Annotated in this window: 21 protein-coding genes and 1 pseudogene; 16 read left to right on the top strand and 6 right to left on the bottom strand. The window is 70.9% G+C overall.

What is annotated here, in order from left to right; all coding sequences use genetic code 11:
• Positions 1-106 precede the first annotated feature (106 nt).
• The 8 genes from QMK30_RS25315 (at position 107) to QMK30_RS25280 (ending at position 8703) form a co-directional block, all read left to right on the top strand.
• Positions 107-1216: a quinone-dependent dihydroorotate dehydrogenase gene (locus QMK30_RS25315; RefSeq protein WP_283520622.1), complete on the top strand. Its 1110-nt coding sequence runs from the start codon at positions 107-109 to the stop codon at positions 1214-1216.
• Positions 1213-2088: an orotidine-5'-phosphate decarboxylase gene (gene pyrF, locus QMK30_RS25310; RefSeq protein ID WP_283520621.1), complete on the top strand. Its 876-nt coding sequence runs from the start codon at positions 1213-1215 to the stop codon at positions 2086-2088. The genes QMK30_RS25315 and pyrF overlap by 4 nt, the downstream gene beginning before the upstream one ends.
• A 291-nt stretch (positions 2089-2379) precedes the next feature.
• Positions 2380-2703 (top strand): integration host factor, encoded by a 324-nt coding sequence (locus QMK30_RS25305; RefSeq protein WP_015607350.1) that lies wholly within the window; start codon positions 2380-2382, stop codon positions 2701-2703.
• A gap of 39 nt (positions 2704-2742) precedes the next feature.
• The gene (gene gmk, locus QMK30_RS25300; RefSeq protein ID WP_283520620.1) at positions 2743-3336 is read left to right on the top strand and encodes a guanylate kinase; all 594 of its coding nucleotides are present in this window, start codon (positions 2743-2745) and stop codon (positions 3334-3336) included.
• A 29-nt stretch (positions 3337-3365) separates the two neighbouring features.
• Positions 3366-3638, top strand: a complete 273-nt coding sequence (rpoZ, locus tag QMK30_RS25295) for a DNA-directed RNA polymerase subunit omega (RefSeq protein WP_028814064.1) — start codon at positions 3366-3368, stop codon at positions 3636-3638.
• Positions 3639-3775: 137 nt separating this feature from the next.
• Entirely contained in the window at positions 3776-4978 is a 1203-nt protein-coding gene (gene coaBC, locus QMK30_RS25290) for a bifunctional phosphopantothenoylcysteine decarboxylase/phosphopantothenate--cysteine ligase CoaBC (protein WP_283520619.1), read from the top strand.
• Between the two features lie 258 nt (positions 4979-5236).
• Positions 5237-6445 (top strand): methionine adenosyltransferase, encoded by a 1209-nt coding sequence (metK, locus tag QMK30_RS25285; protein ID WP_283520618.1) that lies wholly within the window; start codon positions 5237-5239, stop codon positions 6443-6445.
• A gap of 113 nt (positions 6446-6558) precedes the next feature.
• Complete coding sequence (locus tag QMK30_RS25280) at positions 6559-8703, top strand: primosomal protein N' (RefSeq protein ID WP_283520617.1); 2145 nt, start codon at positions 6559-6561, stop codon at positions 8701-8703.
• A gap of 421 nt (positions 8704-9124) precedes the next feature.
• Here QMK30_RS25280 and QMK30_RS25275 read toward each other — a convergent pair whose 3' ends face one another.
• Positions 9125-9670, bottom strand: a complete 546-nt coding sequence (locus tag QMK30_RS25275) for a hypothetical protein (protein WP_283520616.1) — start codon at positions 9668-9670, stop codon at positions 9125-9127.
• A gap of 283 nt (positions 9671-9953) precedes the next feature.
• On the opposite strand from QMK30_RS25275, the gene fmt reads away from it, so the two are divergent.
• Entirely contained in the window at positions 9954-10898 is a 945-nt protein-coding gene (gene fmt, locus QMK30_RS25270) for a methionyl-tRNA formyltransferase (RefSeq protein ID WP_283520615.1), read from the top strand.
• A gap of 38 nt (positions 10899-10936) precedes the next feature.
• Positions 10937-12403 carry an RsmB/NOP family class I SAM-dependent RNA methyltransferase gene (locus QMK30_RS25265; RefSeq protein ID WP_283520614.1) on the top strand — a complete coding sequence of 489 codons (1467 nt, stop codon included), beginning with the start codon at positions 10937-10939 and terminating at the stop codon, positions 12401-12403.
• On the opposite strand, the pseudogene QMK30_RS25260 reads toward QMK30_RS25265, so the two are convergent.
• Positions 12397-13520: pseudogene (locus tag QMK30_RS25260) on the bottom strand (MMPL family transporter); the annotation flags it as partial. The gene QMK30_RS25265 and the pseudogene QMK30_RS25260 sit on opposite strands and share 7 nt — an antisense overlap.
• A gap of 145 nt (positions 13521-13665) precedes the next feature.
• Here QMK30_RS25260 and rpe point away from each other — a divergent pair.
• The 4 genes from rpe (at position 13666) to QMK30_RS25240 (ending at position 18223) form a co-directional block, all read left to right on the top strand.
• Positions 13666-14367, top strand: a complete 702-nt coding sequence (gene rpe / locus QMK30_RS25255) for a ribulose-phosphate 3-epimerase (protein ID WP_283520613.1) — start codon at positions 13666-13668, stop codon at positions 14365-14367.
• Between the two features lie 64 nt (positions 14368-14431).
• Positions 14432-15505, top strand: a complete 1074-nt coding sequence (locus QMK30_RS25250; protein ID WP_283520612.1) for a sugar-binding transcriptional regulator — start codon at positions 14432-14434, stop codon at positions 15503-15505.
• Between the two features lie 215 nt (positions 15506-15720).
• Positions 15721-17163 (top strand): GuaB1 family IMP dehydrogenase-related protein, encoded by a 1443-nt coding sequence (locus tag QMK30_RS25245; RefSeq protein WP_283520611.1) that lies wholly within the window; start codon positions 15721-15723, stop codon positions 17161-17163.
• A gap of 187 nt (positions 17164-17350) precedes the next feature.
• Positions 17351-18223, top strand: coding sequence for a SigB/SigF/SigG family RNA polymerase sigma factor (locus QMK30_RS25240; protein ID WP_502963222.1), 873 nt, complete (start codon positions 17351-17353; stop codon positions 18221-18223).
• Positions 18224-18411: 188 nt separating this feature from the next.
• Here the strand turns inward: QMK30_RS25240 and QMK30_RS25235 are convergent, their stop codons facing one another.
• The 3 genes from QMK30_RS25235 to QMK30_RS25225 form a co-directional block, all read right to left on the bottom strand.
• Complete coding sequence (locus QMK30_RS25235; protein ID WP_283520609.1) at positions 18412-18792, bottom strand: ATP-binding protein; 381 nt, start codon at positions 18790-18792, stop codon at positions 18412-18414.
• 78 nt (positions 18793-18870) lie between these two features.
• Positions 18871-19863: a GDSL-type esterase/lipase family protein gene (locus tag QMK30_RS25230; protein ID WP_283520608.1), complete on the bottom strand. Its 993-nt coding sequence runs from the start codon at positions 19861-19863 to the stop codon at positions 18871-18873.
• Positions 19863-20144, bottom strand: coding sequence for an SDR family oxidoreductase (locus tag QMK30_RS25225; protein WP_283520607.1), 282 nt, complete (start codon positions 20142-20144; stop codon positions 19863-19865). The genes QMK30_RS25230 and QMK30_RS25225 overlap by 1 nt, the downstream gene beginning before the upstream one ends.
• A gap of 283 nt (positions 20145-20427) precedes the next feature.
• Here QMK30_RS25225 and QMK30_RS25220 point away from each other — a divergent pair, with 283 nt between their 5' ends.
• Positions 20428-21888 (top strand): amino acid permease, encoded by a 1461-nt coding sequence (locus QMK30_RS25220; protein WP_283520606.1) that lies wholly within the window; start codon positions 20428-20430, stop codon positions 21886-21888.
• Between the two features lie 10 nt (positions 21889-21898).
• Positions 21899-22354 carry an Lrp/AsnC family transcriptional regulator gene (locus QMK30_RS25215; RefSeq protein WP_283520605.1) on the top strand — a complete coding sequence of 152 codons (456 nt, stop codon included), beginning with the start codon at positions 21899-21901 and terminating at the stop codon, positions 22352-22354.
• 171 nt (positions 22355-22525) lie between these two features.
• Here the strand turns inward: QMK30_RS25215 and QMK30_RS25210 are convergent, their stop codons facing one another.
• On the bottom strand, positions 22526-23095 hold the full coding sequence (locus tag QMK30_RS25210; RefSeq protein WP_283520604.1) for a Repetin: 570 nt from the start codon (positions 23093-23095) through the stop codon (positions 22526-22528).
• Between the last annotated feature and the right edge of the window lie 328 nt (positions 23096-23423).

Raw genomic sequence — 23423 nt, 5'->3', positions numbered from 1 at the left:
CGAACGAGGGGGACACCGGTCGGTGTCCCCCTCTTCATTAGCCCCCTTCATGAGCGTCTGGCTCATGTACCCCTCCCGCCCCTCGTTCAGAAGGCACACGCAGCCCATGTACAAACTCTTCTTCAACCTCGTCTTCCGGCGCATGGACCCCGAGCAGGCCCACTACCTGGCCTTCCGCTGGATCCGGCTGGCGGCCCGCGTCCCGGTCCTGCGCACCTTCGTCGCGGCGGCCCTCGCGCCCCGCTACGGGGAACTGCGCACCGAGGCGCTCGGCCTGCGCATGCACGGTCCCTTCGGTCTCGCCGCCGGCTTCGACAAGAACGCCGTGGCGATCGACGGGATGTCGATGCTCGGCTTCGACCACATCGAGATCGGTACGGTCACCGCCCAGCCGCAGCCGGGCAACCCCAAGAAGCGCCTCTTCCGGCTCGTGAAGGACCGCGCGCTCATCAACCGCATGGGGTTCAACAACGAGGGCTCCGAGGCCGTCGCGGAGCGCCTGGGCGCCCGCAGGCCCGTTTTCACGACCACCGTCGGCGTCAACATCGGCAAGACCAAGGCCGTCGCGGAGGAGGAGGCCATCGGCGACTACGTCACCTCCACGGAGCGCCTCGCCGCCCACGCCGACTACCTCGTGGTCAATGTCTCCTCCCCGAACACACCCGGCCTGCGCAACCTCCAGGCCACCGAGGCACTGCGCCCGCTGCTCCGCGCCGTACGCGAGGCCGCCGACCGCACGGTCATCGGCCGTCGCGTCCCGCTCCTCGTGAAGATCGCGCCCGACCTGGCCGACGAGGATGTCGACGCCGTCGCCGACCTGGCCCTGGAGCTCGGGCTGGACGGCATCATCGCCACCAACACCACCATCGCCCGCGAAGGCCTCGGCCTGAAGTCGGACCCGGCCCTGGTCAAGGAGACCGGCGGACTGTCCGGAGCGCCCGTCAAGGAGCGCTCCATCGAGGTCCTGAGCCGCCTGTACGCGCGCGTGGGCGACCGGATCACCCTGGTGGGCGTCGGCGGCATCGAGAACGCCGAGGACGCCTGGCAGCGCATCCTCGCGGGTGCCACGCTCGTCCAGGGCTACAGCGCCTTCGTCTACGAGGGCCCGTTCTGGAGCCGCGCCGTCCACAAGGGCCTCGCCGCGCGCCTCGCCAACAGCCCGTACGCCACCCTCGCGGAGGCCGTCGGCGCCGGGACCAGGAAGGCCGCCCGATGACTGTGGAACCCTCCGGGGCCGCCGGATCCCCGGGCGCCGTTGAGACCTTCGGTGCGCGCTTGCGCCACGCCATGGACACCCGCGGCCCGCTCTGCGTCGGCATCGACCCGCACGCCTCGCTGCTCCACGCGTGGGGTCTGGGCGACGACATCGCCGGCCTGACGGCCTTCACCCGCACGGTCGTCGACGCGCTGGCCGACCGGGTCGCCGTGCTCAAGCCGCAGTCGGCCTTCTACGAGCGCTTCGGCTCGCGCGGCGTCGCCGTCCTGGAGAAGGCCGTCGAGGAGGCGCGCGCGGCCGGCGCGCTGGTGCTGATGGACGCCAAGCGCGGCGATATCGGCTCGACCATGGGCGCGTACGCCGCGACCTACCTCGACAAGGACTCTCCGCTCTTCAGCGACGCGGTCACCGTCTCGCCCTACCTGGGCTTCGGATCGCTGCGCCCTGCGCTGGACGCGGCCCGGGTCAGCGGCGCGGGCGTCTTCGTGCTCGCCCTGACCTCCAACCCGGAGGGCGCGGAGGTCCAGCGTGCGACCGTGGCCGACGGGCGCTCGCTCGCGCAGGTGATGCTCGACCACATGGCGGCCGAGAACGCGGGCGCCACGCCGCTGGGCTCGGTCGGCGCGGTGGTCGGCGCGACACTCGGTGACGCGGGCGTAGACCTGGCCATCAACGGACCGCTGCTGGCGCCCGGAATCGGCGCGCAGGGCGCGACCCCGGCGGATCTCCCGGGTGTCTTCGGGGCCTCCGTCGGCAATGTGGTCCCGAGTGTGAGCCGCGGCGTACTCCGCCACGGCCCGGACGTGGCCGGACTGCGGGAGTCCGCTTCCCGCTTCGCCGACGAGGTGCGGACGGCGGTCTCGGGGGCGTAGAGAGCCGCCCTTCGGGTGCCTGCCGCCGGGTTGTCGTGGCCTTGGCGGCGGGCGCACTGGCCGTGTTGACGGAATCCTGACCCAAAACCGGGGTGGTATGACCGAAATATCCCAACCAGTAGAGGCTGACCAGGACTTTTCGTCTGTTCTCGCTGACTGGAGCGGTCCTGGCCGCTAGTCTCCGTCGAGAGCAAACGCGCAACTCCGTTGTTCGTTGCTCGCCCTGGTGTGGGGCGACCAGCTTCCTCACCGGTCCGTATCCGACAGTTCGACATCCGAGGTGACGTAGGCGTGGCTCTTCCGCCCCTTACCCCTGAACAGCGCGCAGCCGCGCTCGAAAAGGCCGCCGCGGCTCGCCGGGAGCGGGCCGAGGTCAAGAATCGACTCAAGCACTCCGGTGCCTCGCTCCATGAGGTCATCAAGCAGGGTCGGGAGAACGATGTCATCGGTAAGATGAAGGTCTCGGCCCTTCTCGAGTCGCTGCCCGGCGTGGGCAAGGTCCGCGCCAAGCAGATCATGGAGCGTCTGGGGATCTCCGAGAGCCGCCGTGTACGCGGTCTCGGGTCCAATCAGATCGCCTCTTTGGAGCGTGAGTTCGGCGGCGGCGCCGCCTGACGTTCTCGGGCACTCCCGAGAAGCTGGATAATCAGCTCCATGGCTGCAACATCCCGGGGGACGCCCCCCGTACCCCCGGACGTACGTCCGCGGCTGACCGTGCTCTCCGGCCCTTCCGGGGTCGGCAAGAGCACGGTCGTCGCCCATATGCGCAAGGTCCACCCCGAGGTCTGGCTCTCGGTGTCGGCCACTACGCGCAAGCCGCGCCCCGGCGAGCGTCACGGCATTCAGTATTTTTTTGTCAGTGACGACGAGTTCGACAAGCTGATCGCCAACGGCGAGCTGCTGGAGTGGGCCGAGTTCGCCGGTAACCGGTACGGCACGCCCCGGCGTGCCGTGAGCGACCGGATCGACGCGGGTGAGGCCGTGCTCCTGGAGATCGACCTCCAGGGCGCACGACTGGTCCGTGAGTCGATGCCGGAGGCCCGGCTGGTCTTCCTGGCCCCGCCCAGCTGGGACGAGCTGGTGCGCAGGCTGACCGGCCGCGGCACCGAGGCACCCGACGTCGTCGAACGCCGGCTGGCCGCCGCCAAGATCGAACTCGCCGCCGAGGCGGAGTTCGATACGACCCTGGTCAACACCTCCGTCGAGGACGTGGCGCGCGAGCTGCTAACGTTGATGGAAGTTGCTTGATCTCTGTCCACTTTTTCGGAAGGTAGAGCGTGTCCTCTTCCATTTCCACGCCCGAGGGCATCATCAACCCGCCGATCGACGAGCTGCTCGAGGCTACGGACTCGAAGTACAGCCTCGTGATCTACGCGGCAAAGCGTGCGCGTCAGATCAATGCGTACTACTCGCAGCTCGGTGAGGGTCTGCTCGAGTACGTCGGTCCTCTGGTGGACACCCACGTCCACGAGAAGCCGCTCTCGATCGCCCTGCGCGAGATCAACGCGGGTCTGCTGACCTCCGAGGCCATTGAGGGCCCCGCTCAGTAGCACCACGCGCAGGAATAATTTTCACCACAGGCCCGGCAGCGCGACTGCCGGGCCTGTGGTGTGTCATATGACATGTCGTGGGACGTCGGTCCTGATTGCTCACGTCAGTTCTGGTTGCCGGCCTTTTGGGAGACGTAGTGGACAAGCCGAGGGTCGTACTGGGGGTCAGCGGGGGAATCGCCGCCTACAAGGCGTGCGAGCTGCTGCGACGGCTGACCGAGTCCGGCCATGACGTACGGGTCGTACCGACCGCGGCGTCCCTGAACTTCGTCGGCGGGGCCACCTGGTCGGCGCTCTCCGGCAACCCGGTCTCGACCGAGGTCTGGGACGCGGTCCATCAGGTCCCACACGTACGCATCGGACAGTCCGCCGACCTGGTCGTGGTGGCCCCCGCCACCGCCGACCTGCTGGCCAAGGCGGCCCACGGCCTCGCCGACGACCTGCTCACCAATACGCTGCTGACCGCCCGCTGTCCGGTGGTCTTCGCCCCCGCGATGCACACCGAGATGTGGGAGCACCCGGCCACCCGGGAGAACGTCGTGACGCTGCGCCGCCGCGGTGCGGTCGTCATCGAGCCGGCGGTCGGCCGGCTCACCGGTGTGGACACCGGCAAGGGCCGGCTGCCCGACCCGGGCGAGATCTTCGAGGTCTGCCGCCGGGTGCTGGCGCGCGGTGTGCGCGAGCCCGACCTGGCCGGCCGGCACGTCGTGATCAGCGCGGGCGGTACGCGCGAGCCGCTCGACCCCGTGCGCTACCTGGGAAACCGCTCCTCCGGGAAGCAGGGGTACGCCCTGGCCCGTACCGCCGTCGCGCGCGGCGCCCGGGTCACGCTCATCGAGGCCAACACCGGGCTGCCCGACCCGGCGGGCGCCGACATCGTCCGGATCGGGACGGCGGTGCAGCTGCGCGAGGCCGTGCTCAAGGCCGCGGCGGACGCCGACGTGGTGGTGATGGCAGCCGCGGTGGCCGATTTCCGCCCTTCGGTCTACGCCGAAGGCAAAATCAAGAAGAAGGACGGCCAGGAGCCCGCGGCCGTCGAGCTGGTCCGCAATCCGGACATTCTCGCCGAGATCTCGGCGGAGCGCGCCAGGCCGGGACAGGTGGTCGTCGGCTTCGCCGCGGAGACCGACAACGTCCTGGCCAACGCCCGCGAAAAGCTTCAGCGCAAGGGTTGTGACCTGCTCGTCGTCAATGAGGTGGGGGAGCGCAAGACCTTCGGCTCGGAGGCGAACGAAGCCGTCGTGCTGGCCGCGGACGGGGGCGAGACACCGGTGCCGTACGGTCCCAAGGAGGCCTTGGCCGACACGGTCTGGGATTTGGTGACAAGTCGGCTCGGTTAATTCTCTGTGCGGCTCGGTGGGCGGAAGGAGTCCCTCCGTGGCCGAAAACCCGGGGAAACACGACTTTTCGGCCTCTGGTGGGAGGCGGTGGTCTTACTGCACAATGCAGTGCCGCAGATCACGGGGCTCCCACGGAGCGAGACGCGTGGTCCGGTTGCCGGAAGGGACCGATAAACTGGTCCAGGACCGACGCCGGGCGCAGCTCCCGGCCGGTCCGCCAATGATGAGCCAGCAGCCGCTGCAACCCCAGGGAGCGTTGTGTCCCGTCGTCTGTTCACTTCGGAGTCTGTGACCGAAGGTCACCCCGACAAGATCGCTGACCAGATCAGCGACACGATTCTTGACGCGCTTCTGCGGGAGGACCCGGCTTCCCGGGTCGCCGTGGAGACCTTGATCACTACCGGCCTGGTGCATGTGGCCGGAGAGGTCACCACCAAGGCCTGGGCCGACATCCCCACGCTCGTCCGTAACAAGATCCTCGAGATCGGTTACGACTCCTCGAAGAAGGGCTTCGACGGCGCCTCCTGCGGCGTTTCGGTGTCCATCGGCTCGCAGTCGGCCGACATCGCGCAGGGCGTCGACACGGCGTACGAGAAGCGGGTCGAAGGCGATGAGGACGAGCTGGACAAGCAGGGTGCCGGCGACCAGGGCCTGATGTTCGGGTACGCCTGCGACGAGACGCCCGAGCTGATGCCGCTGCCGATCCACCTGGCGCACCGGCTCTCGCGCCGGCTGTCCGAGGTCCGCAAGAACGGCACTATCCCGTACCTGCGCCCCGACGGCAAGACCCAGGTCACCATCGAGTACGACGGCGACAAGGCCGTCCGCCTCGACACGGTCGTCGTCTCCTCGCAGCACGCCTCGGACATCGACCTGGACTCACTGCTCTCGCCCGACATCCGCGAGTTCGTCGTCGAGCACGTGCTGGGTCAGCTCATCGAGGACGGCATCAAGCTGGACACCGAGGGCTACCGCCTGCTGGTCAACCCGACCGGCCGCTTCGAGATCGGCGGCCCGATGGGCGACGCCGGCCTCACCGGCCGCAAGATCATTATTGACACGTACGGCGGCATGGCCCGGCACGGCGGCGGCGCGTTCTCGGGCAAGGACCCGTCGAAGGTGGACCGCTCGGCCGCGTACGCGATGCGCTGGGTCGCCAAGAACGTGGTGGCCGCGGGTCTCGCCGCGCGCTGCGAGGTCCAGGTCGCCTACGCGATCGGCAAGGCCGAGCCGGTCGGCCTCTTCGTGGAGACCTTCGGCACGGCCACGGTCGACAGCGAGAAGATCGAGCACGCGATCGGCGCGGTCTTCGACCTCCGCCCGGCCGCGATCATCCGCGACCTCAACCTGCTGCGTCCGATTTACGCGCAGACCGCGGCGTACGGCCACTTCGGCCGCGAGCTCCCGGACTTCACCTGGGAGCGCACGGACCGGGTGGACGCGCTGCGCGAGGCCGCTGGTCTGTAACCCAGCCCCGCTCGTCATCATTTGCCGTCACGGCCCCGGACCGCACTGGTCCGGGGCCGTACGCATGGCAGCGGGTCCCTGGTCTGTCAGTGCGGTCTGGTAGGAATTTGGCTGTGAGCAGCGAAAACGAGCAGCCCGAAGAGGCCGCGGCCGGGGTGCCGGAGCAGCTTGCGCTCATTCGGGAGAGCGTGCGCCAGGCGAAGGTGCCGCGGGCCAAGCCGCGGACGTGGCGGGGGGCCGCGCTGGCCAAGGAGTTGCCGGTCGCGCGTGTCGTGGTGAACAAGGGCGTGCTGCATCTGGATCAGTACTTCGACTACGCCGTGCCCGAGGAGCTGGACGCCGACGCGCAGCCGGGGGTGCGGGTGCGGGTGCGCTTCGGGGCCGGGGCGCATCAGGTGCGGGACGGGCGGCGGGAGGGCGGGGGGCTGATCGACGGCTTCCTCGTCGAGCGGCGCGCCGAATCCGACTATCAGGGGGCTCTCGCGGCGCTCGCCGGTGTGGTGTCGCCGGAGCCCGTGCTGAGTGCGGAGCTGCTGGGGCTGGCCCGTGCGGTGGCCGACCGTTACGCGGGGAGCCTGGCCGACGTGCTGCAGCTGGCCGTGCCGCCGCGCAACGCCAGGGCCGAGGGGAAGGCCTCGCCGGAGCCGTTGCCGGCGCCCGCGGTGCCCGAGCCGGGCACGTGGGGGCGGTATGCGAAGGGCGCCGCGTTCCTGGAGGCGCTGGGGCAGGGCGGCGCGCCGCGGGCCGTGTGGACGGCGCTGCCCGGCGCGCACTGGGCCGAGGAGATCGCCCGGGCCGTCGCCGCGACGCTGGCCTCCGGGCGGGGCGCGCTGATCGTCGTGGGGGACGGGCGCAGCGCGGCGCGGGTGGACGCGGCGCTCACCGAGCTGCTCGGCGAGGGGCGGCACGCGCTGCTCACCGCCGACGCCGGGCCGGAGAAGCGCTACCGGCAGTGGCTCGCTGTGCGGCGCGGTGCGGTGCGGGCCGTGGTCGGGACGCGGGCTGCGATGTTCGCGCCGGTGCGGGATCTGGGGCTCGTCGTCATCTGGGACGACGGGGACTCCAGCCACAGTGAGCTGCACGCACCCCTGCCGCACGCGCGCGAGGTGCTTCAGCTGCGGGCCGCGCACGACAAGTGCGGGTTCCTGCTGGGCGGTACGAGCTGCACCGTGGAGGCGGCCCAGCTCGTCGAGAGCGGCTGGGCGCTGCCGCTCGTCGCCGACCGCGAGCGGGTGCGTGCCACGGCGCCGCTGGTGCGGACGGTGGGCGACGCCGAACTGGCGCGGGACGAGGCGGCGCGGGCCGCGCGGCTGCCCAGCCTCGCCTGGCAGACCGTACGGGAAGGACTCAAGAGCGGCCCGGTCCTGGTGCAGGTGCCGCGGCGCGGGTACGTACCGCGGCTGGCCTGCGAGCGCTGCCGTACGCCCGCGCGGTGTGCGCACTGCGCCGGGCCGCTGGAGGCGCCGGACGAGCGGGACTTGATGTGCGGGTGGTGCGGGCGCGGGTCGACCGGCTGGCACTGCTCCGAGTGCGGGGGCAGGCGGCTGCGCGCGCAGGTCGTCGGCGCTCGCAGGACCGCCGAGGAACTGGGGCGGGCGTTTCCCGCGGTGCCCGTGCGTACGTCCGGGCGTGACCATGTGCTGGACACCGTGCCGGGGCAGCCCGCGCTCGTCGTGAGCACGCCGGGGGCCGAGCCGGTCGCCGACGGAGGGTACGCGGCGGCACTGCTGCTCGACGGGTGGGCGATGCTCGGGCGCCCGGACCTGCGGGCGGGGGAGGAGGCGCTGCGGCGCTGGATCGCCGCCGCGTCGCTGGTCAGGAGCCAGAGCGACGGCGGCACCGTGGTCATCGTCGCCGAGCCGACGCTGCGGCCCGTGCAGGCGCTGGTGCGGTGGGATCCGGTCGGGCACGCGTTGCGGGAGCTGGCGGAGCGGGCCGAGCTGGGCTTTCCGCCGGTGTCGCGGATGGCCGCGGTGAGCGGGCGGGCGGAGGCGCTGGCGGCGTTCGTGGCCGCGGCGGAGCTGCCGGCCGATGTGGAGCTGCTGGGGCCCGTCCCCATCGCGGCCCCCGATCCCGGCAGGCCGCGCAGGCCCGGGGATCCGCCGACGGGGGAGCACTGGGAGCGGGTGCTGTTGCGGGTGCCGCCGGGGAGCGGGGCGGCGCTCGCGGCCGCGCTCAAGTCGGCTCAGGCGGGGCGGATGGCGCGGGGCGGGGGGGAGTCCGTGCGGATCAGGGTTGACCCGCCGGACATTGGGTGAGTGTGTGCGGGCTGGGGTGTGCGGGCTTGGGGCGCGGGTGCCCTGCGGGGCTGTCCCCTACCCGCCTCTTCCCGTAGCTGGGGCTCCGCCCCAGACCCCGGTCCTCGAACGCCGGACGGGCTGAGAGTGGGTGGGGTGTGGCGTGCCAGGTCCCGCGCCCCGGTCCCGGGCCTCGAACGCCGGACGGGTCGAAGCGGGCGGGGTGGGGTGCCGACAGGCGGGGAACGGTGAGGGAACGCCGGGAACTCACCGGAATCGGTGCGGGAGCTCCGGACGGGCTGCGAGTGGCGGGGCTCGATGGGCCCAGGGCCCCTGGTGTGGCGGCCTCTGCCGTCCCATGGGCCCAGAGGCCCCGTTCGTGGTGGCCTTGGCCGTCCCGTTGTACGTGGGGTGCGTACGGCGGGACGGCCGGGGGAGTCGGTCAGCCGTTGCGGGGGCCCGGGAAGGCGCTGGGGCGTGCCTCCTCGCGCATCGACAGGCTGCTCGCCGTCGGCTGCGGCGGCATGGAGCGGGCGGCGGGTACGCCGGGCAGGCTCGGCGGGACCGGCAGTGTGCGGGTCGCGGCGGGCAGCGTCGGCTCCGTGTTGAGCTCGGTGTCGACGGGGATACCGGGCTGCGCCGTGCGGCGTGCGCCGTAACGTCGGTGCACCGCCTGCTTGGTGACCCCGAGCGCGGAGCCGACCGCGTCCCACGAGAAGCCGAGCGAGCGGTCGAAGTCCACGGCGGCTGTCACCAGGGTCTCGACACTGTCCCGCAGCTCCTGTGCAAGGCGGACGGTCGGGGCGGGTGCCCTGCCGTAGACGACGAAGCCCGCGGAAGGGCCGGAGCGGCGCGGGCGGTAGACGTTGCCGAGCTGTGCGGTGAGGGTGCGCAGCGCGTCCACCTGCCTGCGGACCCGCTCGATGTCCCGTACCAACAGATGCAGGCTGGCCCGCGCTTGGGCGTCGTGGGTGGCGTGGTCGGCCATGAACAAGCCTCTCGAACCGGCGTGGAATAAGGATCGGGCCGCATGTGCGGCCCGTTCTGGTCAATCTCTCTTGACCAACGCGTCACTGGGTGTCCGGGTCACGCTGCGGGGGCGTGTCCGTATTCGGGTGGGGCGCGCGAAGGCGCGTACGCCCCCCGGTGCCGAGGCCCGCGCAGGCCCCTAGACTGGTGCGTCTCTTGAATTCGTGCCTGGATTCCAAGCCCGATCGCGCACTTGGCTCCCCAGCATCCCCACCCTCCCGACCGAGAGGCTCGCGCCACCGATGAAGCTCGTCTTCGCAGGCACCCCCGAGGTCGCCGTCCCCGCCCTGGACGCCCTGATCGCTTCCGACCGGCACGAGGTGGCCGCCGTCCTCACCCGGCCCGACGCCCCCGCGGGACGCGGCCGCAAGCTGGTCGCGAGCCCCGTCGCCGAGCGCGCCGAGGAGGCAGGCATCGAGGTGCTCAAGCCCGCCAAGCCGCGCGACGAGGACTTCCTGGCGAGGCTGCGCGAGATCGCCCCCGACTGCTGCCCCGTCGTCGCGTACGGTGCGCTGCTCCCCAAGACCGCCCTCGACGTCCCCGCCCGGGGCTGGGTCAACCTGCACTTCTCGCTGCTGCCCGCCTGGCGCGGCGCCGCCCCCGTGCAGCACGCGATCCTCGCGGGCGACGAGGTCACGGGCGCGTCGACGTTCCTCATCGAGGAGGGCCTGGACTCCGGCCCCGTGTACGGCGTGCTCACCGAGCAGGTGCGGCCCACGGACACCAGCGGCGACCTCCTCACCCGCCTCGCTTTCGCCGGTTCCGGGCTGCTGCTCGCCACCATGGACGGCATTGAGGACGGCACCCTGCACGCCGTGCCGCAGAGCGCCGACGGCCTGTCCCTCGCGCCGAAGATCACCGTCGAGGACGCACAGGTGGACTGGACGGCGCCCGCGCTGCGCGTCGACCGCGTGGTGCGCGGCTGCACGCCGGCGCCCGGCGCGTGGACGGTCTTCCGTGGTGAGCGGCTCAAGCTGGTCGCCGCGAAGCCGGTGCCCGACCACCCGGGTCTGGCCCCCGGCGAGCTCGCCGCAGCCAAGAGGAATGTGTACGTCGGCACCGGATCGCACGCCGTTGAGCTCCTCTGGGTCCAGCCGCAGGGCAAGAAGCCGATGCTCGCCGCCGACTGGGCGCGTGGCGTACGGATCGCCCCGGGCGAGCGCCTCGGCGTGGCGGACGTACGCTGAGGGGGATCGTCCCCCATATCAAGCGGAGCACCTTTTACGTGAACGCCCAGCCTCCCAGCAGTCCCAGTAGCCCCGGCGGTTCCGCCAAGCGCCCGCACAAGCCGCACCGGCGTCCGAAGAAGGACCCGGTCCGGTTTCTCGCCTTCGAGGCGATGCGCGCCGTCGACGAGCGCGACGCGTACGCGAACCTCGCCCTGCCGCCGCTGCTCAAGAAGGCCCGTGCCAAGGGCGACTTCGACGACCGCGACGCGGCGCTCGCGACCGAGCTGGTCTACGGGACGCTGCGTCGCCAGGGCACGTACGACGCGGTCATCGCGGCCTGCATCGACCGGCCGCTGCGCGAGGTGGACCCGCCGGTCCTCGATGTGCTGGCGCTCGGCGCTCACCAGCTGCTCGGCACCCGCATCCCCACCCACGCCGCCGTTTCCGCGAGCGTGGAGCTGGCGCGCGTGGTGCTCGGCGAGGGGCGGGCGAAGTTCGTCAACGCGGTGCTGCGCAAGATCGCCGCGCAGGACCTCGAAGCCTGGGTGGCCCAGGTCGCGCCCCCTTACGACGACGACGCCGAGGCACACCTCGCCGTGGTCCACTCCCACCCGCGCTGGATCGTCGCCGCGCTCTGGGACGCGCTGGGCGGCGGCCGGGCCGGCCTGGAGGACCTTCTGGAGGCGGACAACGAGCGGCCCGAGGTGACGCTCGTCGCCCGCCCCGGCCGCTCCACCCCCAAGGAGCTCCTCGAAGCACTGGGGGAGGACTCCGGGCTGCCGGGCCGCTGGTCGCCGTACGCCGTGCGGCTGGCCGAGGGCGGCGAGCCCGGTGCCATCACGGCCGTGCAAGAGGGCCGCGCCGGCGTCCAGGACGAGGGCAGTCAGCTCGTCGCGCTCGCGCTGGCCGAGGCGCCGCTTGAGGGCCCCGACACCCACTGGCTCGACATCTGCGCCGGCCCCGGCGGCAAGGCCGCCCTGCTGGCCGCACTGGCCGCCGAGCGGGGCGCCGCGCTGCTGGCGTCCGAGAAGCTGCCGCACCGCGCCCGGCTCGTGGAGCGGTCGCTGGCGGGCAACCCCGGCCCGTACCAGGTCATCGCCGCCGACGGCACCCGCCCGCCGTGGCTCCCCGGCATCTTCGACCGCGTCCTTGTGGACGTCCCCTGCTCGGGGCTCGGCGCCCTGCGGCGCAGGCCCGAGTCGCGCTGGCGCCGCCGCGCCGAGGACCTGGAGGGCTTCGCGCCGCTTCAGCGCGCCCTGCTGCGCGAGGCGTTCACGGCGGTGCGCATCGGCGGGGTCGTCGCGTACGCCACCTGTTCCCCGCACCTCGCCGAGACCCGGGTCGTCGTCGACGACGTGCTCAAGGGGCACGGCGGCCAGCGGACGATCGAGGCGGAGTGGATCGACGCCAGGCCGCTGATGCAGAGCGTGCCGGGTCTGGGCGACGGCCCCGACGTACAGCTGTGGCCGCATCTGCACGGGACCGACGCCATGTATGTGGCGCTGCTGAGGCGTACCGCCTGACGGCGGCCCTCAGTCCGGGCCCACACCCCGCGCTCGGCCGGCTCGTCCGGGCCGAAGTGCGGCTTCGCGGGCCAAAGATCCACCGCCCGCAGATCACCAGGAGCGCCGGGAAGAGCGTCAGCATGGCCAGCAGGGCGACGGCGACCCCGATCGCGGCGACCGGGCCGAGCCCGCTGGTCGAGTTCATCTCGGCGGTCAGCAGCACGAGCATGCCGAGCACCACGGTCGCGCCGCTCGCCAGCACGGCGGGGCCCGCCCGGTACAGGGCCATCGCCATCGCCTCGTGCCGGTCCTCGTGTTTGCGCAGATCCTCGCGGTAGCGGGCGACCAGCAGCGGCACGTAGTCCGTACCCGCGCCGAACACGAGCACCGTGAGGATGCCCGCGCCCTGCCCGTTGGCCGTCAGCCCCGCGTCCCTGGCCAGCAGACAGATCAGTGCCTGGGCGCTGAACAGTGCCGCGATCACCGAAATCAGCGGCACGAACAGCAGCGTCGGACTGCGGTAGGTGATCAGCGACATCACGATCACCACGCCCATCGCGGCGATCAGGAGCGTCGAGTCGATGCCCTCGAACGCCTCCGAGAAGTCGGCCCAGATGCCGCCTGGACCGGTGGCGTACACCGCGAGACCACCGTCGTCGCCGCTGCTCGTCACCTCCCTGATGGAGTCCACGGCGGGCGCGATCCGCTCCCAGCCCTTCTCGTCCATCGTGATCGGTACGAACAGCTGCGCCGCGGCGCCCTTCGGGTCGAACTCGGGGCCCCGCACCTCGGCGCCCCGCACACCGTGTGCCCGCAGTTTCCGCACGGCCGCGGTGTCCTCGGTGATCCGCTGCCGGTCCGCGGCCGCGAGGCCGCCCGCACGCTCGTACACGACGACGGTGGGCAGCACCTCGGGCCTGAACTCCTCGGAGAGGTGCAGGACTTGGGTGGACTCGGCGCTGCCGGGCAGCCAGGATGCCGCGTCGTTGTCCTGTACGTCCGAGAGCTTCTGGCCGAGCGGCAGGGCCAGTACGATCAGCGCGAGCCACACCACCACCACCACGAGCCACTTGGTACGGCGCCCGCAGATCAGCCGGGCCACTCCCTGCCGCCGACGCCCCTTTACGTCCGCCACGCCGCCCCCATGTGCACTCGTCGCGCGTGGTGGTCGCCCCCGAGGTGCTGTGAAATCGCCAGGATGGCACGGGTCGCCTTGATCCCGGGGCGCTTTGGTCCGTACCGAGGGTGGGAACTGCCCCGGGGCATGGCAGGCTTGGGGCATGGCCGCGCAGATCAATCCGAGCATCCTGTCCGCAGACTTCTCCCGGCTCGCCGAAGAGGCGAAGGCCGTCGAGGGCGCCGACTGGCTGCATGTCGACGTGATGGACAACCACTTCGTGCCCAACCTGACGCTGGGCGTTCCGATCGTGGAATCTCTCAGCAGGGCGACGGACATCCCGCTGGACTGCCACCTGATGATCGAGGACGCCGATCGCTGGGCCCCGCAGTACGTCGAGGCGGGGGCGGGCTCGGTCACCTTCCACGCCGAGGCGGCAGCCGCGCCCGTGCGCACGGCTCGTGAGATCCGGGCCAAGGGCGCCCGCGCCTCCATGGCGCTCAAGCCGGCCACGCCCATCGAGCCGTACGAGGACCTGCTCCCCGAGCTCGACATGCTGCTGATCATGACCGTGGAGCCGGGGTTCGGGGGCCAGTCCTTCCTCGACATCATGCTGCCGAAGATCCGCCGGACCCGTCAGCTGATCTCCAAGCACGGCCTTGAGCTGTGGCTCCAGGTCGACGGCGGCGTCTCGGCCTCGACCATCGAACGCTGCGCCGAGGCGGGAGCCGACGTCTTCGTCGCCGGCTCCGCCGTGTACGGGACCGACGACCCCGCCGCGGCTGTCCGCATGCTGCGCAACCAGGCGACCGAAGCCACCGCCGCGGCGTCCTGGGCATGCAGCCACCGAGCCACGGCTCGGTGAACGGCGTCCTTCGGGGCAGATCAAGGGCGCGGGGATCTGACAGGATGAACCGCGAGTCCAGAGTGTGAACAGCAGTGAGGAGATCGCGGTGTCTGCAATGTCGGCGGGTCGGTCAGTCCCGCGGATGGGACCCGCTGAGCTGGTGCAGGCGGCGGCCATGGCCCGCCGCTTCTACCTCGAGGGCAAATCCAAGATCCAGATCGCCGAGGAATTCGGCGTCAGCCGCTTCAAGGTGGCCCGTGTCCTGGAGACGGCACTCGAACGCGATCTCGTACGGATCGAGATCCGGGTGCCCGCCGAGCTGGACGCGGAGCGCTCCGACGCCCTGCGCGCCCGCTACGGCCTGCGGCACGCGGTCGTCGTCGAATCCCCCGCGGACGCCGCACCGGACGCCCCCGCCGCGTTCCCCGGCAGTACCCTCACCGACCCGGAGAACCTGGGCCAGGTCGCGGCCGACCTGCTCGGCGAGCTGGTGACCGAGGGTGATGTGCTGGGCCTGGCCTGGGGCCGGTCCACCATCCACATGGCCGCGGCCCTGCACCAGCTGCCGCCGTGCACCGTCGTCCAGCTCACCGGCGTGTACGACGCGGGCACCGCGGAGCGCGGCTCGGTCGAGGCGGTACGGCGTGCCGCCCAGGTCTCCGGCGGTGAGGCGCACCCGATTTACGCGCCGATGCTGCTGCCCGACCCGGCCACCGCCGCCGCACTGCGCAACCAGACCGGCATCGCCCGCGCCTTCGAGTACTTCGACAAGGTGACCGTCGCCGCCGTCTCCATCGGCTCCTGGGAGCCGGGTATCTCCACCGTCCACGACATGCTCAGCGACGAGGAGCGCGCGCACTACGCCTCGCTGGGCGTCGCCGCCGAAATGTCCGCGCACCTCTTCGACGCGCAGGGCCGCCGGGTCGGGCGCGACCTGGGGGAGCGGTGCATCACTGTCGAGGCGGACCGGCTGCGGCGGGTCCCCGAGGTGGTGGCGATCGCGGGCGGACTGCGCAAGGCGGCCGCCATCGACGCCGTACTGCGGTCGGGGCTGGTCACCAGCCTGGTCACCGACACCGCCGCGGCGGACTTCCTGCTGAACGAGACGGCCCCCGGGCCGCGGCCCGCACTGAACCGGGCCGACCCGGACGACTGACAGCGGCAGGCTTTTCGGTGAGCTGGCGGAACAGACAAGCCGAGCTGCGGCGGCTTGGATGAACATTCACAAAAGGGCTCGCCGGTTCGCCACTTGCCGTTGGTGTCGGTGATGATGGTCTAGGAACCGCAGGCGGATCCGACGCCGATCGAGTGTCGGGCCGTGCTGGCTTCCCACCCGCCCATTTCCGAAAAACCGCAGGTGAGAGAGCTAGAATGCGTTTCCTCAACGACCTGAAGCCGCCGTATGACCTGACGTACGACGACGTATTCATGGTGCCGAGCCGCTCGGCCGTCGGCTCCCGCCAAGGTGTCGACCTCGCGGCCCCGGACGGCACCGGCACCACCATCCCCCTCGTCGTCGCGAACATGACCGCGATCGCGGGCCGCAGGATGGCCGAGACGGTGGCCCGCCGCGGCGGGCTCGTCGTCATCCCCCAGGACATCCCGATCGAGGTCGTCACCGAGGTCATCTCCTGGGTGAAGACGCGCCATCTGGTGCTCGACACCCCGATCATGCTGTCGCCCTCGCAGACCGTCGCCGACGCCCTGTCCCTGCTGCCCAAGCGGGCACACGGCGCGGGCGTCGTCGTGGACGCCGAGAACCGTCCCGTCGGTGTTGTCACCGACCACGACCTGACCGGTGTGGACCGCTTCACCCAGCTGTCCGAGGTCATGTCCAGGGACCTCGTCCTCCTCGACGCCGACATCGACCCGCGCGAGGCCTTCAACCGGCTCGACGGCGCCAACCGCAAGTACGCGCCCGCGGTCACCAAGGACGGCCGGCTCGCCGGCGTCCTGACCCGCAAGGGCGCGCTGCGCGCGACCCTCTACACGCCCGCCACCGACGCGGAAGGCAAGCTGCGCGTCGCCGCGGCCGTCGGTATCAACGGCGACGTCTCGGGCAAGGCCAAGCAGCTTCTCGCGGCAGGCGTGGACACGCTCGTCGTCGACACGGCGCACGGCCACCAGGAGTCGATGCTCGCCGCGGTCAAGGCCGTGCGGGCGCTCGACCCGCAGGTCCCGATCGTCGCGGGCAACATCGTCGCCGCCGAGGGTGTGCGCGACCTCATCGAGGCCGGCGCCGACATCATCAAGGTGGGTGTGGGCCCCGGCGCCATGTGCACCACGCGCATGATGACCGGCGTGGGCCGCCCGCAGTTCTCCGCGGTGATGGAGTGCGCCGCCGAGGCGAAGAAGTTCGGCAAGAACGTCTGGGCCGACGGCGGTGTCCGCCACCCGCGCGACGTCGCGATGGCGCTCGCCGCCGGCGCGTCCAACGTGATGGTCGGCTCCTGGTTCGCCGGCACGTACGAGTCGCCCGGAGACCTCCAGCAGTCCGCCGACGGCCGCTACTACAAGGAGTCGTTCGGCATGGCGTCCGCCCGCGCCGTACGCAACCGTACGAGCGAGGAGTCGGCGTACGACCGCGCCCGCAAGGCGCTGTTCGAGGAGGGCATCTCCACCTCCCGGATGTTCCTCGACCCGACCCGTCCTGGCGTCGAGGACCTGATCGACTCGATCATCGCGGGCGTCCGCTCCTCCTGCACGTACGCCGGCGCGAACTCGCTGGAGGAGTTCGCCGAGAAGGCGATCGTCGGCGTGCAGAGCGCCGCCGGTTACGCCGAGGGCAAGCCGCTGCACGCCAGCTGGAGTTGAGGCAGCACCACTTGTTGAACCGGCCGGTTTCCGTGCACTCTGCGGGGACCGGCCGCGGTGCGTCCCGGGTCCAATGCCGTGGCGAGGGAAGCTCGTTGTCGACAATTCGCGGACAGCGATGAATGACTTCCCTGCTTCCGGGTACCAGGCCACTTGCGCTTGCACCGGAGAACCAAGGGAGGAAATCGTGTCCATGGCGACCGCAGTCCCGAGCGGACTGACCCACGGAACAACGACATCCGATGTGGCGGAGCCGGAACTTCCATATGTGGAGAATCCGGCGGAGGTGGCTCCCAAGGACGCGCGCGAACTCTCGAAGATATTCTTCGAGCGGCTCGCGGTCCTGGAAGAGGGCACCCACGAGTACCAGTACGCGCGCAACACGCTGATCGAGCTCAACCTGGCGCTGGTGAAGTTCGCAGCGACGCGCTTCCGCAACCGGTCCGACCAGATGGAGGACATCGTCCAGGTCGGCACGATTGGTCTGATCAAGGCCATCGACCGGTTCGAGCTGACCCGCGAGGTCGGATTCGCCACCTTCGCGATGCCGTGCATCATCGGCGAGATCAAGCGCTTCTTCCGGGACACCAGCTGGTCCGTCCATGTGCCGCGCAGGCTGCAGGAGCTGCGGATCGACCTGGCCAGGGCGAACGACCTGCTGTTCCAGGAGCTCGACCGGGCACCGACCACCCCCGAACTGGCCGCGCACCTCGGCCTGGAAGAGAACGAGATCGTCGAGGGGCTGGTCGCCTCCAACGGCTACACGGCCGGTTCGATCGACATGCCGCTCGACGAATCCGGCAACCCGGGCTCCGCGACCCTCGCCGATCGGCTGGGCGAGACGGACGCCGAGCTGGAGATCGTCGAGAACGTCCAGGCCCTCAAGCCGCTGCTCGAAGAGCTCGGTGAGCGCGACCGCTGGATCCTGAGCATGCGCTACGGCGCGGAGATGACGCAGTCGCAGATCGGCGCCGAACTGGGTGTGTCCCAGATGCAGGTGTCGAGGTTGCTGACGCGCATCACGTCGCGGCTGCGGACGGGGCTTCTCGCCCAGGAGTGACGTATGCAGGGATGCCGTATGCAGGAATGACGTACGGCGCCCAGCGAGTGATGTGCGCGAGTGATTGATGTACGACGGTGTCTCGTCCGGTGACGGAGGGGGCACCGCCGTACGTCGCACCCGCGTACGCCGCACGCCTGATGATGTGTCCTGCCTTCGGCAGACCGGGCCTTCGGTGGACCGGGCCCTCAGTAGGCCGGGAAGGCCTGGGTCGGCCTCGGCCAGGTCGCCCGTACCTGCTTGCCCTCGGGCAGGGGCCGGACCTCGACCCGCCCCGCGAGCTTGAGCATCATGTGCCAGCCGAACCCGCCGCCCCCGGAGAAGTCGGGCTCGCGGGGTACCGGCAGCTGCGCGCTGGAGTCGTCCATCTCGACCACCAGCTCTTCCCGGCCCGAGTGCATCCGCAGCCGCCACCAGCCGGAGGTGTGCCGGGCCGCGTTGGCGACCAGTTCAGCGATCACGAGCAGCACCGCGTCGAAGTCGGCCCAGGGGCAGTTCTTGGCCAGATACTCGGCGGCGGCTTCTCTGGCCGTCGCACTGTTCGCCTGCGGCGAATCCAGGACAACCATGTGCGGGTCCTCAGTCATCAACGGCTCGCTTACCCGCCCTTCGCGAATTCATGACTCCCTGTCCCGTCGGGGCCGTCGCTACGGCAGGAAGTCCGCCTTCCGCAGCGCGCCGGCGACCGCCTCGGCCAGGACTCCATGGCCTGCGTCGTTGGGGTGGAGGCCGTCCGCCAGGTGCTCCGGTCTCAGCACCCCCAGGCCCGGCAGCAGGGCCAGCCGCGTGTCACCCGCCGCGACGAGGCCCTGGACCGTGCCCTCCAGAGCGGTGCGGAGATCGGCCAAGGTGGCGCCCAGGGCGTTCGCGCTCCGCTCGGCTCCGGGGCGCAGCACGGGGGAGACGACCAGCAGGGGAGTGCGTGGATGCCCCTTGCGTACGAGGCCGATGAAGGCCCGTACCGTCTCGTGCAGCAGGGGTGCCGAGAACGGGGGGCGGGACCAGCAGTTGGTGCCGAATGCCAAGGTCAGCAGATCGGCGGGGAGCGAAGCGAGCTGCTCCGCGGTGGCGAGCTCGCCGCGCGCGGCGCCCGCGTAGCCGAGGTTGACGGCGTCCAGGCCCAGCGCACGGCCGGTCGTTGCGGGCCAGGCATGCGCGGGGCGGGTGGACCACCAGCCCTCCGTGATGGAGTCGCCGTGCACCAGCCAGCGCGGCCGGTCCGGCGCGGGGGCGACGGAGCCGCCGATGGCGCGGACACCGAGGATCACCGGGGACCGGCCCTCCGGCGGATGGACGATGAAGGGGCCGCCCGACGCGGGAAGGCCGACATGTACGACCGCCTCCTCCGCCGGGTCGGTGAAGGACTCCGACAGGAGTTCGCCGCTGTCCCAGAGCGCGAAGACATGGGCGAGGTCGTGCAGTGCCTCGTTGGGGGCCGGGACCGTGGCGCGGTAGCGGATCTCGATCGCCGTGGCGCCGTGGGCGGTGAACTCCAGCCGCACGCCTATGGGCAGGCCCGCCCGCTGCACGGTGTCCCACGGCAGCCGGTCCAGATCGGCCGGGTCCGCGCGCATCGCGCGTCCCCCCTCGCCGCGCCAGGCCACTCCGCGCAGGAAGGGCTGCGGGTCGAGCCATGTCATCATTCGCCTCCGATGGCCGATGGCCGGTGTACGGGAACTTCACGCCGCTCGCCGTCCGCGACGAGTGTCTGCCCAGTGATGCACGCCGCCAGGGGGAAGGGGAGGAAAATTGACGCGGACGCGATGTCGGACATCTGCGGGGTCCGCACTGCACCGTCCGCGACCGCGTTGACACGTACCCCGTGCGGCCCGTGTTCAACGGCTGCCGACCACAGCAGAGGCACCGCACCGCACCGCACCGCACCGACCGCGCGGCGCGGCCAGGGCTGACGAAGCGTCAATGCGTACCCCCGTCCGCGCCCACCGCAAGGGGACAAAAGGGATTTCGAAAGGTGATGCGCAACAAAAACGCATCCGTCGCGGTTGCGCGCAATGATCGGTCGCGGATGCGCAAGGTTGCTGCATTACGGTCGGTAACTCGCAGCTCGTAGGGTTCAACGCTGTACGTGGAGTGGCGGGGACCGCCTGCTCGGCGGTTCCCGAGCTCTGGGCTGTTCTTGACGCCCCGAGGTGGACCGCTGTGGTCGCCGCCTTCCCGATCGGCAGCGACAAGGAGCCACCCCAGTGTTGGACGCAGCGCCATCCGTTTCCCCCCAACCGGAATTCGAGAGCCCGACTCTCGGCAGCCGGCTGATGCGGCGCAAGCCCGTCGACCAAATGGTCGCCGAGGGCGGCCAGGGCGAGGGTGGCACCCTCCGCCGCTCGCTCAGCATGTGGCAGCTGACGGCGATCAGCATCGGTGCGACGCTCGGCACCGGCATCTTCGTCATCCTCGGTGAGGCCACGCCGAAGGCCGGTCCGGCCATTGTGATCTCTTTCGTGCTCGCGGGCCTCACCGCGCTGTTCTCGGCGCTCTCCTACGCGGAGCTCGCCGGCACCGTGCCGGTCTCCGGGTCCTCGTATTCGTACTCGTACGCCACCATGGGCGAGATCGTCGCCTGGCTCTGCGGCTGGTGCCTGGTCCTCGAATACGGCGTGTCCGTCTCGGCCGTCGCGGTCGGCTGGGGGCAGTACCTCAACGAGCTGCTCGAAGGCACGATCGGCCTCACCATCCCCGAAGCCGTGTCCGCCCCGCTCGGCGAAGGCGGCTTCATCAACCTGCCCGCGCTCGTCGTCGTGCTGCTCGCCATGGTCTTTCTGATGCGCGGTGCCAAGGAGAGCGCCCGGCTCAACACGATCATGGTCATAGTCAAGATCGTCACGCTGGTGATCTTCTGCGTGATCGGTTTCATGGGTATCAAGGCGGGCAACTACGCCCCGCTCGCCCCGCTGGGCATCACCGGCATCATGGCCGGTTCCGCCGTCTTGTTCTTCTCGTACATCGGCTTCGACGCCGCCTCCACTGCAGGTGAGGAAGCCAAGAACCCGAAGCGGGACCTGCCGCGGGCGATCATGCTGTCGCTGCTCATCGTCACCGTGCTCTACTGCCTCGTCGCCCTGGTCGCCGTCGGCGCCATGCCTTGGCAGGACTTCGCGGGCACCGAGGCCGCCCTCTCCCAGATCATGAAGGACGTCTCGGGGCACACCTTCTGGGGTGTCGTCCTGGCGGCCGGTGCGGTCGTGTCCATCGCGAGCGTCGTCTTCGCCGTGCTGTACGGCCAGACCCGCATCCTGTTCGCCATGTCGCGCGACGGTCTGATACCCAAGGTCTTCGCCAAGGTTGACGCCCGCACTGGAACGCCCAAGGTCAACGTGATGATCGTGTCGCTCTTCTGCGGCACCCTCGCGGCCTTCATCCCGCTGGGCGAGCTCGCCAATGCCACCAGTATCGGTACCCTCTTCGCCTTCGCGCTGGTCAACGTCTCCGTGATCATCCTGCGCTACAAGCGGCCGGACATGCCGCGCAGCTTCCGCGTCGCGTTGTTCCCGGTGACACCGATCCTCGGCGTCATCGCTTGCGTCGGCAACATGTTCCAGCTGGATGGCATCACCTGGCTGTATTTCGGTGGCTGGATGGCCGTCGGGCTCGTGTTCTACTTCTGTTACGGCTTGCGCCGCTCCCGTCTGGCCACCGCAGAGAAGTGATCCACCCGCAGTGCGACTGAACGACCTCGACGAACGCATCGTCCACGCCCTCGCTGAGGACGCGCGCCGCTCCTACGCCGACATCGGCTCGATCGTCGGCCTGTCCGCGCCCGCGGTGAAACGCCGGGTGGACCGGCTGCGGTCCGTCGGAGCGATCACCGGGTTCACCGTACGGGTGGACCCGGTGGCCCTCGGCTGGGAAACCGAGGGCTTCATTGAGATCTACTGCAGTCGCAACACATCGCCCGCGGCGATCGAGCACGCGCTCAAGCGGTACCCGGAGATCGCGTCCGCCTCCACCGTCACCGGTGACGCGGACGCGATCGTCCAGGTCTTCGCCTCCGACATGCGCCACTTCGAGCGCGTCCTCGAGCGGATCGCGGGCGAGCACTTCGTGGAGCGCACCAAGTCCGTGCTGGTGCTGTCCCCGCTGCTCAGGCGCTACTCCTCGGGCGCGCCCACTTAGGGGGTGTCCGGCCGATCTCCGTGGCGTCGCGGGGTCCGGCACGCACATCCGCGGCGTTGTCGTCGGTCGCCGACGCTCCGCGTCGACTCCCTCCTCCGCCGTGCGGCTCCACGCACCAGACCCCGCTCCTTCACCCACAGGGATCGGCCGGACACCCCCTAGCCGCTCTGCTCAGCCCCGCGCCGACTCGTACACCGGCTGCCACGGCAGCACCTTGAAGTCGCCCGTGCCCGCCTTGACCTTCTCGAACGGGGCGGAGCTCATGCACTTGGGCAGGTTCTGTTTCTCCGCGTCCCGGCCGATCCAGCTGTACCCCAGACGGTCGTTGCTGCCCTGGTCGTGGACCGAGATACCGACCCGCTTGCCCTTGTTGGGCTGGTCGGTCTCGGTGATGATGCCCGTGACCACCGCCACGTTGCCGCCCGTCAGCAGGCAGTCGACCTTCCCCTTGGCCCATCCCGACGTACCGTCCGGGAAAACATGGCGGAAGCTGAACGTGCCGGACGCCTGCTCCGGGTCCATGTTGTCCTTCGCGGCGAGATGGGCGTCGAAGGCGAAGGTGATGTCGTCACCGGCCGGCCGGTACAGCTTGGCGGTGCCGGTCAGCGCGGCCGCCTCGCGCGCCTGGCCGGCGGGGACGGCGTCTCCGGAGGCAAGGGAGGTGCCGGCGGCCCCGGCGGTGATCAGCAGGGCGGCGCCGAGCGCGGCGATCTTCGTACGGCGGCGGGTGAGACGGTTCATGACGGCCCCTTCGGCGGGTGATGGCGGGTGGCCCGGCGCTCCTGTCCGGACGCCCTCCACTCTTCCGGCGGGGGGCGCCGCGCGCATCGCGCCGAGGTCTCCGTCGCCGCTCCGCCGCGCGGCGGGAACCGGGCCCGCGTCGTACACCTCAAGGCGTACGTTCCGTACGACCTCCATCGCCCTCGGTGATCACGCAATGAATCACCGCCACGGTGCCCTATTGCGCAACGGATCGACGGTCGCTCCGCAACGGTCGTGCCTTGTCCGTGCATGAGTACGGCCCGTACCGTCATAACGTGGCCCGCCCCCCCCCCCCCCCCCCCCCCGG

This window comes from Streptomyces sp. H27-C3, from assembly GCF_030063415.1.
Taxonomy (GTDB): Bacteria; Actinomycetota; Actinomycetes; order Streptomycetales; family Streptomycetaceae; genus Streptomyces.
Note: the sequence above shows the minus strand (reverse complement) of the source record. Positions and strands in the feature narration are given on the sequence as shown.